Annotated in this window: 13 protein-coding genes and 2 riboswitches; of the genes, 6 read left to right on the top strand and 7 right to left on the bottom strand. The window is 37.9% G+C overall.

The window, feature by feature from the left end:
* Positions 1-53: 53 nt before the first annotated feature.
* A riboswitch (SAM riboswitch) is annotated at positions 54-218 on the bottom strand.
* Between the two features lie 176 nt (positions 219-394).
* The 5 genes from AC5WOF_RS08160 to AC5WOF_RS08140 all read left to right on the top strand — a co-directional run bounded on the left by AC5WOF_RS08160 (position 395) and on the right by AC5WOF_RS08140 (position 4,833).
* Positions 395-1,570, top strand: a complete 1,176-nt coding sequence (locus AC5WOF_RS08160) for a pyridoxal phosphate-dependent aminotransferase (RefSeq protein ID WP_496049470.1) — start codon at positions 395-397, stop codon at positions 1,568-1,570.
* A 57-nt stretch (positions 1,571-1,627) separates the two neighbouring features.
* A riboswitch (SAM riboswitch) is annotated at positions 1,628-1,737 on the top strand.
* Between the two features lie 74 nt (positions 1,738-1,811).
* Complete coding sequence (locus AC5WOF_RS08155) at positions 1,812-3,011, top strand: 2,3-diketo-5-methylthiopentyl-1-phosphate enolase (RefSeq protein WP_496049469.1); 1,200 nt, start codon at positions 1,812-1,814, stop codon at positions 3,009-3,011.
* Entirely contained in the window at positions 3,008-3,667 is a 660-nt protein-coding gene (locus AC5WOF_RS08150) for a 2-hydroxy-3-keto-5-methylthiopentenyl-1-phosphate phosphatase (RefSeq protein ID WP_496049468.1), read from the top strand. Before AC5WOF_RS08155 ends, AC5WOF_RS08150 begins: the two co-directional genes overlap by 4 nt.
* Complete coding sequence (locus tag AC5WOF_RS08145; RefSeq protein WP_496049467.1) at positions 3,664-4,296, top strand: methylthioribulose 1-phosphate dehydratase; 633 nt, start codon at positions 3,664-3,666, stop codon at positions 4,294-4,296. Before AC5WOF_RS08150 ends, AC5WOF_RS08145 begins: the two co-directional genes overlap by 4 nt.
* Positions 4,297-4,308: 12 nt before the next feature.
* Positions 4,309-4,833, top strand: coding sequence for a 1,2-dihydroxy-3-keto-5-methylthiopentene dioxygenase (locus AC5WOF_RS08140; protein WP_496049466.1), 525 nt, complete (start codon positions 4,309-4,311; stop codon positions 4,831-4,833).
* Between the two features lie 346 nt (positions 4,834-5,179).
* Here the strand turns inward: AC5WOF_RS08140 and AC5WOF_RS08135 are convergent, their stop codons facing one another.
* The 3 genes from AC5WOF_RS08135 to AC5WOF_RS08125 all read right to left on the bottom strand — a co-directional run bounded on the left by AC5WOF_RS08135 (position 5,180) and on the right by AC5WOF_RS08125 (position 6,475).
* Positions 5,180-5,389, bottom strand: a complete 210-nt coding sequence (locus AC5WOF_RS08135; RefSeq protein WP_496049465.1) for a hypothetical protein — start codon at positions 5,387-5,389, stop codon at positions 5,180-5,182.
* A 56-nt stretch (positions 5,390-5,445) separates the two neighbouring features.
* The gene (locus AC5WOF_RS08130; RefSeq protein WP_496049464.1) at positions 5,446-5,901 is read right to left on the bottom strand and encodes a hypothetical protein; all 456 of its coding nucleotides are present in this window, start codon (positions 5,899-5,901) and stop codon (positions 5,446-5,448) included.
* Positions 5,902-6,034: 133 nt separating this feature from the next.
* Entirely contained in the window at positions 6,035-6,475 is a 441-nt protein-coding gene (locus AC5WOF_RS08125) for a GNAT family N-acetyltransferase (protein WP_496049463.1), read from the bottom strand.
* 181 nt (positions 6,476-6,656) lie between these two features.
* Between AC5WOF_RS08125 and AC5WOF_RS08120 the strand changes: the two genes are divergently transcribed.
* A complete protein-coding gene (locus tag AC5WOF_RS08120) occupies positions 6,657-7,058 on the top strand; it encodes a hypothetical protein (protein WP_496049462.1) in 402 nt (133 codons plus the stop codon).
* A 307-nt stretch (positions 7,059-7,365) separates the two neighbouring features.
* On the opposite strand, the gene AC5WOF_RS08115 is transcribed toward AC5WOF_RS08120, so the two are convergent.
* From AC5WOF_RS08115 to AC5WOF_RS08100, 4 genes are all read right to left on the bottom strand, one after another.
* On the bottom strand, positions 7,366-8,526 hold the full coding sequence (locus AC5WOF_RS08115; RefSeq protein ID WP_496049461.1) for a mannitol-1-phosphate 5-dehydrogenase: 1,161 nt from the start codon (positions 8,524-8,526) through the stop codon (positions 7,366-7,368).
* Between the two features lies 1 nt (position 8,527).
* Complete coding sequence (locus AC5WOF_RS08110) at positions 8,528-8,965, bottom strand: PTS mannitol transporter subunit IIA (RefSeq protein WP_496049460.1); 438 nt, start codon at positions 8,963-8,965, stop codon at positions 8,528-8,530.
* A 1-nt stretch (position 8,966) separates the two neighbouring features.
* Positions 8,967-11,093 (bottom strand): BglG family transcription antiterminator, encoded by a 2,127-nt coding sequence (locus AC5WOF_RS08105; RefSeq protein WP_496049459.1) that lies wholly within the window; start codon positions 11,091-11,093, stop codon positions 8,967-8,969.
* Between the two features lie 185 nt (positions 11,094-11,278).
* Complete coding sequence (locus AC5WOF_RS08100) at positions 11,279-12,700, bottom strand: PTS mannitol transporter subunit IIBC (protein WP_496049458.1); 1,422 nt, start codon at positions 12,698-12,700, stop codon at positions 11,279-11,281.
* Positions 12,701-12,807 lie beyond the last annotated feature (107 nt).

Here is a 12,807-nt window from a genome sequence, read left to right as displayed (position 1 = left end):
GGCAAAATCAAAAAACCTCTTTCTGTAAGAAAGAGGCTCGGAATAGTCCAAACCTCTTATCTTACAGAACGAACAACGTCCTGTTGGAATTAGCACCGTGCCTTGCGTGGGTTTATTCCACGGCCCATAAGAAAAACATGAGCCCCATCTTGCGATGGTATTACGGTCGGTTGCTGGGCTTCATCGGGCCATTTCCCTCCACCTACTCTTGATAAGAGATGCACAGCTTTATATTTTTGTTTATCCAATGTTTTTGAATAAGTACTATCTCAGAATAGTAAAGGCTTATTTTGTATTTGTCAATAAAAAGTCTTTTTTAAACAAAAAGTTTTTGACAGTTATTCGGCTAAATTGTAGCATAAGATAATTAGATACAAACTAGGAAGTGGAAAAATTGCAAACATTTCAATATGCTGATCGACTACAGTCATTACCCAAACAATTTTTTGCCAAATTGGTAGCTGATGTTAATCGATATGTGCAAGCAGGAAAAGATGTCATCAATCTCGGTCAAGGAAATCCTGATCTCCCTACTCCTGATCATATTATTCATTCCTTACAATTAGCAGCTGAAAATCCACAATTTCACAAGTATTCTCCGTTCCGTGGATTTACTTTTCTCAAAGAAGCAATTACTGCCTACTATCAACGAGAATATCATGTATCACTCGATCCAGAAACAGAAGTAGCCATTCTTTTTGGCGGAAAAGTAGGATTAGTAGAAATCGCACAATGTTTTTTAAATCCAGGAGATGTCGCATTGGTACCTGATCCCGGGTATCCTGATTATTGGTCAGGAATTGCCATGTCAGGAGCCCATATGGAAATGATGCCACTTTTAGCAGATAATCAATTTCTCCCTGACTTTCATCAAATATCTCAAGATATTTTAGAACAAGCAAGACTAATGTTTTTAAATTATCCTAACAATCCAACTGCTGCAATTGCAACACCAGAGTTTTTTGTCGAAACCGTAAAACTTGCAACGCAAAACAGTATTTGTGTGGTTCACGATTTTGCATATGGAGCAATTGGTTTTGATGGACAAAAACCACTAAGTTTCTTACAAACTCCAGGTGCAAAAGAAATTGGAATTGAGATCTATACGTTGAGTAAGACCTATAATATGGCAGGTTGGCGGGTTGGATTCGCACTTGGAAATAGATCTGTCATTCAAGCGATTGAACTGCTGCAAGATCATTTTTATGTCAGTTTGTTTGGGGCTATTCAGCAGTCAGCAGTTACTGCTCTTTTAGAATCCCAAGACTGTGTGAAAGAATTGGTTCAAACGTATGAAAATCGCAGAAATACCTTTATTTCCGGTCTAACACAAATAGGATGGAATGTCCCTCAGCCAAAAGGTTCTTTCTTTTGCTGGCTTCCAGTACCTTCTGGGTATACATCCACTACTTTTGCGGCAAAACTTTTAGATCAGGCACATATTGCCGTCGCCCCAGGCATAGGGTTTGGAAAAGCGGGAGAAGGCTATGTTCGAGTAGGTTTGCTCACAGATGAAAAACGATTGGAAGAAGCAGTTTACCGATTGGATCAGTTGGCATTATTTCATTGACAAAAAAATCATATTCATTCATAATCGTACTAACTGTTGCATATAAAATGAAACATTCTCTTATCAAGAGCAGGCGGAGGGACAAGCCCTATGAAGCCCGGCAACCGATTTACCCAATAGGTAGAAACGGTGCTAATTCTTACAGTTTTCAAACTGAAAGATAAGAGGAAGTGGCGTAAACTATTCCCCCTTCCTCTTGGAAGAGGGTTTTTCACTTTTTTTGATAAAGGAGGGATAAGGTATGGGTGCGGCAACTGCAACTTATTTAGTACCAAACAAGGGAAATATACTAGAAAAAGCAGAACAAATCGCCCTTGGACTAACTGTCGGTTCATGGACAAACTTACCTGAGGTAGATCAAACACAACTGGCGAAACACAAAGGAGAAGTCATTTCTGTAAATGAAATCTCTGACGATCAAAGTCTGATCACTATTTCTTATCCAGCGGTCAACTTTTCCGCTGATATTCCTGCCATCCTCACAACTGTATTTGGGAAATTATCCCTTGATGGAAAAGTAAAGCTAGTAGATCTCGATTTCACACCAGAATTAGAAGGGCGTTTTCCTGGACCTACCTTTGGAAACCTAGGTGTTCGCAATCTACTAGAAGTTTCGGATCGACCATTGTTGATGAGTATTTTTAAAGGCATTCTCGGCAGAGACCTAACTTTCTTCAAACAGCAACTACGAGCACAGGCACTTGGCGGTGTTGATATCGTAAAAGACGATGAGATCTTATTCGACAACCCAGCTACACCTTTTGAGCAACGAATCGATGCTGCCAAAAAAATACTTCAAGAAACCGAACACGAAACAGGAGAAACGACATTATATGCTGTAAATCTTACTGGTCGTTCTACTGAACTATTGGAAAAAGCAAAAAGAGCAGTCCAGCTAGGAGCCACCGCATTGTTGTTCAATGTGTTTACATATGGCTTGGACACGTTGCAAGCGTTAGCAGAAGACAAAGATATCTGTATCCCTATTTTGGCACATCCCGCGTTTGGTGGTGCAGTGACTGCATCTGCTCACTATGGAGTAAGCGCACCATTGTGGTATGGGAAATTATTGCGCGCAGCAGGCGCTGATTTGGTCCTATTTCCGTCACCTTATGGAAGTGTAGCACTCGAAAAAGACGCAGCTTTAGGGATAGCACGAGAACTGACTTCCCCACATGAAACATGGAAAAGAGCACTGCCTGTACCATCTGCTGGAATCCATCCAGCGCTTGTTCCAAAGCTGATCGAGGATTTTGGGGTGAATACTGTGATCAATGCCGGCGGCGGCGTACATGGACATCCAGACGGTGCATCTGCTGGTGGAAAAGCATTTCGGCAAGCTATCCAAGCTGTTCAAAAAGGCATTCCGCTAAAAGAAGCAGCCCAAACACACCATGAACTTGCAGCAGCACTTCAACTATGGGGTGATACAGGAAAATGAGCAAACAACCGATTATCTTTTGTGATTTTGATGGAACAATCACTCAATCTGATAACATCGTATCCATTATGAAACACTTTGCCCCTCCACAATGGGAAACACTCAAAGACAAAGTGTTAAGCCAAAGCCTATCTGTCAAAGAAGGTGTAGGCAAAATGTTTTCCTTGTTACCAAGTACGCTCAAAGAAGAAATCATCCAGTATGTAAAAGAAATTGGTATTATTCGAGCTGGATTTGCTGAATTTGTTGCCTTCACAAAAAAACAGAATATCCCTCTTTATATCGTTTCTGGCGGCATTGATTTTTTTGTATATCCGATCTTAGATCGCTATATAGATCGAGATCTCATTTACTGTAATGCAAGTGATTTTTCGAAGGAAACAATTGAAATTATTTGGCCACATGTCTGTGATACCCATTGTTCCAATGATTGTGGATGTTGCAAACCTTCCATTCTACGCCAATTTGACGGCACGAAATACGAGAAAATCGTCATCGGGGATTCAATCACAGACTTACAAGCTGCCAAACTTGCTGATCGTGTCTATGCAAGAGATTTCTTAAGCAAAAAATGTGAAGAATTACAAATACCTTATACTCCATTTGAGCAATTCACAGAAATTATCCAAGATTTAAAAGGGGTTAAGTCAGTATGAGTCTCTTACTAACACGCCTTGAAGAAATCTCATCGATCAAGCAAGAATTGGCTGAAAGAAACTGGTTTCCCGGCACCAGTGGCAACCTATCGATTAAGGTAACTACTAACCCTACTACCTTTTTGGTCACTGCAAGCGGTAAAGATAAAACAAAGCGTACACCTGATGATTTTATATTGGTCGATGAACAAGGAAATCCAGTAGAAGAAACGAATACAAAAGTCTCTGCTGAAACAGCATTACATGTAGAGGTATATAAACGCACGAGTGCTGGATGTTGCTTACATGTCCATACTGTCGACAATAATATTATCTCTGAAATCTACGGTGACCAAGGACAAGTTGTGATCCGCAATCAAGAGCTGATTAAAGCATTTGGTATTTGGGAACAAGATGCCCAAATTGTAGTACCCATTATCGAAAACCTTGCTGATCTTAAAGCACTAGCTGCTTTGTTTGGCAATGCTATCCGACCTCCAGTTCCCGGCGTACTGATTCGAAATCATGGTATTACGGCTTGGGGCAAAAATGGATTTGAAGCAAAAAAGCATTTAGAGGCCTTCGAGTTCCTCTTCTCCTATCAAGTAAAATTACAAATGATAGTTTCATCTAAAATCCAATACATTTAGGAGTGTGTTAACATGGCACAGTTATGTTTTCATGACAACGAAGAACGTGTTTCCAATCAACAAGCAGTGAGTAAGTATTTGGAAAGCCAAGGCGTCATCTATGAACATTGGAACATTACAAAGCTTCCTAACCACCTTCAAGAAAAATATGATCTATCAGACAGCGAAAAAGCAGAGATTATCCAAACTTTTCGAGTAGAAATCGATGATTTATCTGCACGTCGTGGTTATGCGACAGAAGATGTTATCTCTTTATCTCCAAATACTCCAAATCTAGATGAGTTGCTGAACAACTTCCTTAAAGAACACCATCATACTGATGATGAAGTTCGTTTTATTGTGAGTGGTCATGGTATTTTTGCAATCGAAGGACCGAACGGACGATTCGTCGATGTAGAGTTAGAACCTGGAGACCTCATTTCCGTACCGGAAAACTACCGCCATTACTTTACTTTAATGGAGGACAAACAAGTAGTAGCTGTTCGGATTTTTAAAGGAAAAGAAGGCTGGGTTCCCATTTATGAAAAACAGAACTGAGTATTTCACTCAGTTCTGTTTTTCATAATACATCTCTTTTTGGTACTACTAGATAAGAGAATCTTGCAAATAGAGATAACGACACGTTCACTGGTACTACCTTAAATAGAACAATTCGACTACAAACAATTTTATCTACACCAATAATATCCATCTTGACACTCCATACGGCTATAGCCGTAGGATTCTTGGGACGATAGACTCTTGACTATTTCATTACCAAGCTAACCCCGTGTGTCCCACGGTTTATGTATGTTGATTTCCTCTTTGCCGCGACAACTTGGTTTTCGTCTGAAGCGACTAGACATATATTACCATGCGAATATTTGTTTGTAAAGTTATTTTTTCAAAGGTTGGATTGGTGAAGGAAAACTCCTTCTCCTCGTCCAACGATCACTTTCATCTCACGAGTTAAACCATGGATTTTCTCGCTCGCAATGATATTGATATTTTCAAAATCATCCACACAATAAGCCTCATATCCATTTTTGGTTAACATCGACTGCAAACGACTACTAATTTCCTTATCATCTTCTACAATGAGTATGGTGTTCAAAAAATCACTCCTGCTCCACTTTGCTAATATTATATAAAAAACCTGAGCCGGAAAGCTCAGATTTTGGTCTGTTTCTCTTCTCTTATTCTATTGAAACGATTTTTCATAAACTTCGCAGTCCACTCATCTACTCCCCAATAGAAAAAGGACAACACAATCGAACCATATAATACAATTTGACTGAGTATTTTAAACTCTGGCAAGTCCAAAAAGATACCTTTATCCAAAAAGTAATAATATACCAATAGGAAGGTAGAGACAATAATAAGCAGTAGATGAACCCACCGCTTCCATTCACCAGCCCTGATCAAAACTCCATCAACAATCAAACTTACCACAGTCATGAGCAGCGTGATGGAGATAACGATCATCACAGTAGCGCTGATCCCAATCCATACAGCAGGGCCTCCAAAGATGAGACTTGCTCCAAAACCACTTAGCAATCCTATAATCGTTATCAAACCAAATACAATGAGTTTACGAATGAAAGTATACCAAATGTGTTTCCCCATAATTTCCCCTTCTTATAATTTTGCTTCTACTTCTTGTATGTTCCCAAATATTAGCATACAAAAATGACGCTTTTATTTTACCATTAATTGGAATAATTCGACTTATTTTTAGTGAAGGGACTCTCCTCTCTTTTTAGACTAGATTTTTAAACATGACTACATGCAGTCCAATGGGGTCGATTTCAAATACTTCCCCATGCTCCTGGAAACCCATATGTGCATAATAATCCTTTACGTTATAACGTGCATTACACCAAAGTAAATCGCAGTTTTTTTCTTTTAATAGTAATTCCGCATGAGCCATTAACATACTCCCTGCTTTTTGCCGGCGATAATTTGGATCGGTGGCCATTCCACGCAGTTGATAAGGAAGATCTCCACCTAGCCCCGGATAAGAAGCTTGCAGAAAAGTACCTATGCTAATTAATTTTCCTTCCCAAAATACACCTAGATGAATAGTAGAGTTGTCTTCGTCGCCTTTATACATGCAATCTTCTATCGATTGGTTAGGTCGTAAAATTGTGTGTCGCAAATGGTATGTATCACTCGGTTTAATGCGCCTAATAGTTAGCATGCTCGGCTCCTAATCCATAGATTTTATAGTATTATAACTCACTGTTCCAATCGCATAACAACTATTAATAAATATTACTATTAGGAAATGAAAATCTCTTTTCATTTTCGTGACTTTTCCGTTTTATTATTCTTTTTTTGTATATAATAATACAATCTGCTAAGGAGGACTAGTATAAAACATGTGTTATTATATCTCTTTCGCTGTTAAATCCAACACCCATCATAAGGCGTATATGATGCTATCTTCTAATTTAGAGCTTCTTCCAAACAGAAATAAATCTTTCCGAGCACTTGTCCCCCATACTTTTCAAACATACTTTCTGACTACAGAAGTATGTTCTTGTGAACTTTATGAAAAAACAGAAAATCAAATGTACGGATTTCGGGCAGATGTCCTGAACTATTTTAACAGATTAGCGAAATACACGAAAAATATATTTATTCATATTCACTTTTTTCGAAGTGAAATTGAAACGGAAACTCTCCCCATTACCCATACGGAGCACATAAGTCTTAAGAAAATGATGACCACCCAAATGAACCAAGATTGCTTATATCAAATATTATTAGATGAAACCTAAATATCAAACGTAGAGTAGAAAATTAACTTCCAGGCGATTATTATTGATCACCTGGAAGGTCTCATTCTCATCAGTCTAACTACAAAAGCTGTTGCATTATTCAGATGTGCACCTCAGACAAGGGCACAAGTCTCGCTACGTCGCTGTGCCCCTAGTCTCGCTTTGGGTGGGTGGAGCGTCCTTTGTGTTTTTTCAACAACAGACGCGAAACACTCACATCAAGCGACTTTATCCTGTGCTCAATCTTATTTATGCAACAACCTCTACAATATAAAAAACTCGGCCAATATCCAATGCTTTGTTCAAATTATTTCTTTCTTATTTTTAATAGATCATATTGTTCCATAATCCCTTTAAACAATAAAGAGGCGGGAGAAAGCTCTGTGTATTTTTCAATCGCTTCTTCAATGCCTAATTCAATAATAGTATTTTGAACTTGAACAGCCTCTCTATCATTTGAAAAATCATATAAAAAGGCAGCTGCAATTCCTTTTAATAAAAACACCGGTTCTCTTCCCATAATTTCTAAATATTGCCTCGCTGGGCTGACAAGACGGTCATTTGAACCTAATTTTCGAATAGGAGAACGCCCTACCCGTGTTACCTCATCGACAATAAAAGGATTTTGAAAACGTGAAATGATTTTGTGAATGTAATTCGTGTGTTCGTTCGAGTTGAATCCATATTTTTGAATGAGAAACTCTCCGCTTTCTTCTAAAGCTCCCTCCACCAGTCTGCTAACTTGTGGATTTTCCATTGCCTGATTAATTGTCTCCATTCCAAATAAATAACCTAGGTACGCTGCCAATGCATGTCCTGTGTTTACTGTAAATAGTTTTCTTTCTATATACGGTACAAGGTCTGACACATACGTAATCCCATTAATCGGTGGTTTTTCACCCACTATTTTCGTCTCATCTACCACCCACTCATAGAAAGATTCTACTTTAACCATGAGTTTGTCTTCATTTACTTGATTAGGTACAATCCGATCAACTGCTGAATCTGGGAAACCAAATTGCCGGTTGAATTGTTCTCTATCCTTTTCAGGTATAATTTCATAAACTTTTTCTTTTAACAGAGAAGTTCCACCAATCATATTCTCACAAGCGATAATATTGAGAGGCTTTTCTGATTGTTCCATCCGTTCGCACAATCCATCCGCAATTAAATTGGCGATTAAAGGGAGTATGGTGGGGCCAATGGCAGTTGTTACGAGATCTGCTTTGGCAATAGCTTCTATTACTTTCTCTGGGTTATGTTCACTATTGATCGCTCTAACCTTTTTAATCATAACTTCTTTTTGAGAGGGCTCTGCAAGCACCACACGGTATTGTTTTTTCTTATTTATTGTATTTACCATTTCCTCATTCACATCAATAAAACACGTTTCGTATCCAGAATGATATAATAAATTGCCAATAAATCCTCTACCGATATTTCCTGCACCAAAATGGACTGCCAGCATGTTAGTTCACCTCTTCAAAAATAGACATTATCTCTTCTGGAGTTTTTGCTGCAACTAGTTTCTCAATATTTTCTTCTTCGGAACAAACGATAGCAATTTGCGATAAGATCTCTATGTGTTCATCATTTTTCCCTGCAATACCAATAAGCAGTTTTACCATGTTTCCTGCACCAAAATCTACACCCTGAGGAACTTGAACAAAAGATATTCCCGATTCTTTTACAAATTGCTTCGAGTCCTCTGTACCATGAGGTATTGCCACAAAATTCCCCATGTAGGTAGAGGTCAATTTTTCTCTTTCCAACATTTTCTCAATATAATCTGCATCCACATATTGTTTTTCCACGAGGATACTCCCTGTTAATCGAATAGCTTCTTCCTTTGTTTCAACATGTTGATTTAATAAAATGTTTTCTGTTGATAAAATCGATCTTGACATCTTATTCACTCCTAGGTTGCTTTCTTTTTTCATCTAAAAATTGGTCAAATCTTGTGATCAGAAGATCGGTCACTTTTTTTGCTTCATTGGATTGAAAAATAGAGATGTTTTCATCGTTTTCAATTAACATCGAGCTAATATGACTCAACACTTCCAATCCTTGTTCAGACAATTCTAAGGGGGATAAAAGCAAGATAAGTGATTCCATCTTCACGACATCCATATCCATCCCCTCCACCTCAATTGGCTCATGTAACCTATAAACCGAGAGATTAGGTTCTAAAACATGAGATGATCGTGTATGGAATAAACCCATTGCTGTCCCTGGAATACCCAATGCTCCTGCTCTCTGTCTTTCCAGTATTTCTCTTACGATCCTATCAGGATGTTCGATTTTCCGCAGTTCAAAAAGTCTCTTACAGGCTTGATATAAAATCTTTTCTATTGATTGGTGTGAACTTAGATTAATTAATTCGAAACCTTCCAGAATGATCGCGATTGTATTTGCATATTCTTTCATATTTTTCATTTCCTTTATAAATGAGGATCTATTTTTAATAGGTAATTCCCCACGAAAAGAAACAGAAAATGCCCTTTCTGAACCATGTACCATTTTATATTGGTTGATATAGGAACGAATTCGATGAATCTCCTCATTTGTTAAAAAAGGAGAAACGACGATTTGTTCCAAATCAATATCTGGAAGCGGAATCGTTGAAATGACTAGCTGGTAGTCGTGATCTTTTTTCATCTTCTTATATTCCATTGCAGAAATATTGTCGATTTGTTTCAACTCAGGAAACTCTTTTTGTAATTTAGTTGCTAATAGTTTTGAAGTCCCAATTCCACTTGAACAAATGACTAGTGTCTTAAGATACACATCATACTTATTTCCCATCATGGCAGCACCAAAATGCATAACAATATAGCCTATTTCCTCATCCGGAACGAGTAAATCATCAAATACCGTACCCATTGCTTGTTTCACTAGAGAAAAGAGTTCAACATAATCTCGCTTGATTTTATCCAGTAAAGGGTTGCTAATTCTCATTTTTTGCTTCATCCGAAATAATGCCGGTTTTAAATGTAGTACCAAACCTTCAAATAAAGAGTGGTTTTTTGATAAGTCAACTCTTGTATGTTTTCCAATAAAATCAATGAGATTCTTTGCTTTAATGGCAACCTCCATGCTCGAATCCTCGATTAAATATTCCTGGTCATGCCTTACTTTTGCACCCTTTAAATGCATCGTAATGTAAGCGATCTCTGCTTCTGGTATGTTCATTTGAAAAAAATGTTCCAATTCAACTCCTATTTTTTTCGCAAATGCATATTCTTTTGTGGCCTGTTGTATTTTTAAATAAGATGGATCAATAGCAATAGCTTCACCTTTTTGAATCCGCTCCAATGCGAGTGCCAAATGTACAACCAATCCAATAAAGGCACTGTCTGCCATAGTAAAAGGTAATTCTTGTACAATGGACTCCACTATTTTTTCTACCATGATTAGCTTTTTCTTTTCTACTAGACCCATCAGTCTTTCTGAAATCATATTGATTTGTGATGTGGATTTTTTTTGGATATTTCCACGAGTCAAAGATAAAATTTCGGACTCATCGAGATATTCGGAGATGAGATAGCTCATTGCTCTCCTTTTTGCTTCTTCTTCCCCTGTGATCTCTACTCCATACCCTCTTCTTCTTATGAGTGATAACCCAAAGGTCTGTAATTTTCCCTCCAATTTGGTCAAGTCTGCACTCACTGTGGCAATCGTCACATTTAGGTCGTTTGCAAGACCTAAAAGCTTCACTGGACCATTGGCTTCTAGCAGCTCACACAAGATAATAGTTTTTCGTTCATCAGGAGTATATTCCGTATGAAAAAGACTGAACAGAAATAGTTCCAATTCACGAACTTTGGTCGTATCTCCTGTTATATTGATGCCAACACCTGATTTTTTTTCTAATGTAAGATTATATTCCCGTAAGATATCAGCTACATTCTTTAAATCCCGATGAATCGTCCTTTCACTAACCTTGATTTGATCAGCGAGATTTCGAACGGTTATTTCCTCTTTATTGGATAACAAAATTTCAAGCAGCTGTCGTTCTCTTGCTGATATATACAAATCTCTCACTCCGATTTATAGTTTCATGATTTATAATCTTATGTTGTTGACAAAATCGAAATGATATACAATCTATTTTCATTCTAATGCTCCTTCCTTGTTGTTAGAAGCAAAGATAAACACAATTTCGTCCAAGCAATTGTTGACAAAAATAAAAAGAAGCACTGGGCTTCTTTTTTTAACTTTTATTTTTTTAATGAATTTACTAGCTCATCGTACTTTGGACTATTCAAGAAGTTTTCTACTGAAATATGAGTAGCATTTGGCAATTTAGCAATTGCTCGATCTGTTAAGTCTTTATGAGTAACAACTATATCTGCATCGGAAGGAAGGTTATTAATTGCAGTGTTGGTGACGAATATATCCAAACCTTCTTTTTGTATTTTTTTCCGCAATATCGAAGCCCCCATTGCACTGGAACCCATTCCTGCATCACACGCGAACACAATTTTGTCTACTTTATCTGGAGTAACAGTTTCTGGTTGATTTTTGGTTAATACAGACGAAATAGAACTTTTCTTCCCTTTCATGTGTTCCATTTTCTCAGTTGCCGAAGTTAAATCTTCATCTGCTGCTTTGCTTGTCCTTAAAATAAGGGAAGCAACTAGAAATGTTACTACAGCAGCTACCAGTACTCCAGCAAGTACTCCAAAGTATCCACCTTTTGGTGTCATTGCAAGATATGCAAAAATACTGCCAGGTGATGGCGCAGCGACAAGCCCTGCATGGAAAAGCGTAAATGTAAAGGTACCACTTACACCACCGGCAATTACTGCTATAAGCAGCATTGGTTTCATTAAAATATATGGGAAGTAGATTTCATGAATTCCACCAAAAAAATGAATAATTGCTGCTCCCGGAGCCGTTTGTTTTGCGGTTCCTCTTCCAAATAATACATAAGCAAGTAAGATTCCTAAACCAGGGCCAGGATTGGATTCCAACATGAATAGAATCGATTTCCCTGTTTGAGCAGCTTGTTCTACTCCAAGTGGACTCAAGATTCCATGGTTTATTGCGTTATTCAAAAATAAAATCTTTGCAGGTTCAATAATGATATTTGCTAGGGGAAGGATATGATGATTAACAGCAAATTGCACACCAGATGCTAAAATTTTGCTTAGTCCTTCCACAATAGGACCGACACCCTTAAATGCAAGTAGAGTTAATGCACTTCCTAATATACCAGCAGAAAAATTATTCACTAGCATTTCAAAACCAGATTTAACTTTTCCTTCGATTAGCTTGTCAAATTTTTTAATGAGATATCCTCCAAGAGGACCCATCAACATTGCGCCTAGAAACATAGGGATATCTGTTCCGACAATGACACCCATAGTAGCTGTTGCTCCCACTACACCACCGCGAGTATCATATACCAATCGACCACCAGTAAAACCGATTAATAAAGGCAACAAGTACGTAATCATTGGACTGACTAATTTGGCTAATGCTTCGTTCGGAAGCCAGCCGGTTGGAATAAATAAAGCAGTAATGATACCCCAAGCAATAAATGCACCAATATTAGGCATCACCATCCCACTCAAATAGCTACCAAATTTTTGAATTCTCACTTTCAAGTTGGATGTATTATCAACGGAATTTACCATTTTTCTCTACTCCTTTCTAATGTGAAATGCTTACAGTTTTATATTAAAGCGCTTCCACTCTATTTTCCATTCATACAAAAAAGTAAAATGGCAAACTGATTGTTGCC

The sequence above is a fragment of the Shimazuella sp. NTD250 genome (genome assembly GCF_059510375.1).
Note: the sequence above shows the minus strand (reverse complement) of the source record. Positions and strands in the feature narration are given on the sequence as shown.

What these genes read in the sequence shown, in the direction of transcription:
- AC5WOF_RS08155 (WP_496049469.1), top strand. Translation starts at nt 1,812, where the DNA reads ATGGGTGCGGCAACTGCAACTTATTTAGTACCAAACAAGGGAAATATA.
- AC5WOF_RS08150 (WP_496049468.1), top strand. Translation starts at nt 3,008, where the DNA reads ATGAGCAAACAACCGATTATCTTTTGTGATTTTGATGGAACAATCACT.
- AC5WOF_RS08145 (WP_496049467.1), top strand. Translation starts at nt 3,664, where the DNA reads ATGAGTCTCTTACTAACACGCCTTGAAGAAATCTCATCGATCAAGCAA.
- AC5WOF_RS08140 (WP_496049466.1), top strand. Translation starts at nt 4,309, where the DNA reads ATGGCACAGTTATGTTTTCATGACAACGAAGAACGTGTTTCCAATCAA.
- AC5WOF_RS08130 (WP_496049464.1), bottom strand. Translation starts at nt 5,901, where the DNA reads ATGGGGAAACACATTTGGTATACTTTCATTCGTAAACTCATTGTATTT.
- AC5WOF_RS08125 (WP_496049463.1), bottom strand. Translation starts at nt 6,475, where the DNA reads ATGCTAACTATTAGGCGCATTAAACCGAGTGATACATACCATTTGCGA.
- AC5WOF_RS08120 (WP_496049462.1), top strand. Translation starts at nt 6,657, where the DNA reads ATGTGTTATTATATCTCTTTCGCTGTTAAATCCAACACCCATCATAAG.
- AC5WOF_RS08115 (WP_496049461.1), bottom strand. Translation starts at nt 8,526, where the DNA reads ATGCTGGCAGTCCATTTTGGTGCAGGAAATATCGGTAGAGGATTTATT.
- AC5WOF_RS08110 (WP_496049460.1), bottom strand. Translation starts at nt 8,965, where the DNA reads ATGTCAAGATCGATTTTATCAACAGAAAACATTTTATTAAATCAACAT.
- AC5WOF_RS08100 (WP_496049458.1), bottom strand. Translation starts at nt 12,700, where the DNA reads ATGGTAAATTCCGTTGATAATACATCCAACTTGAAAGTGAGAATTCAA.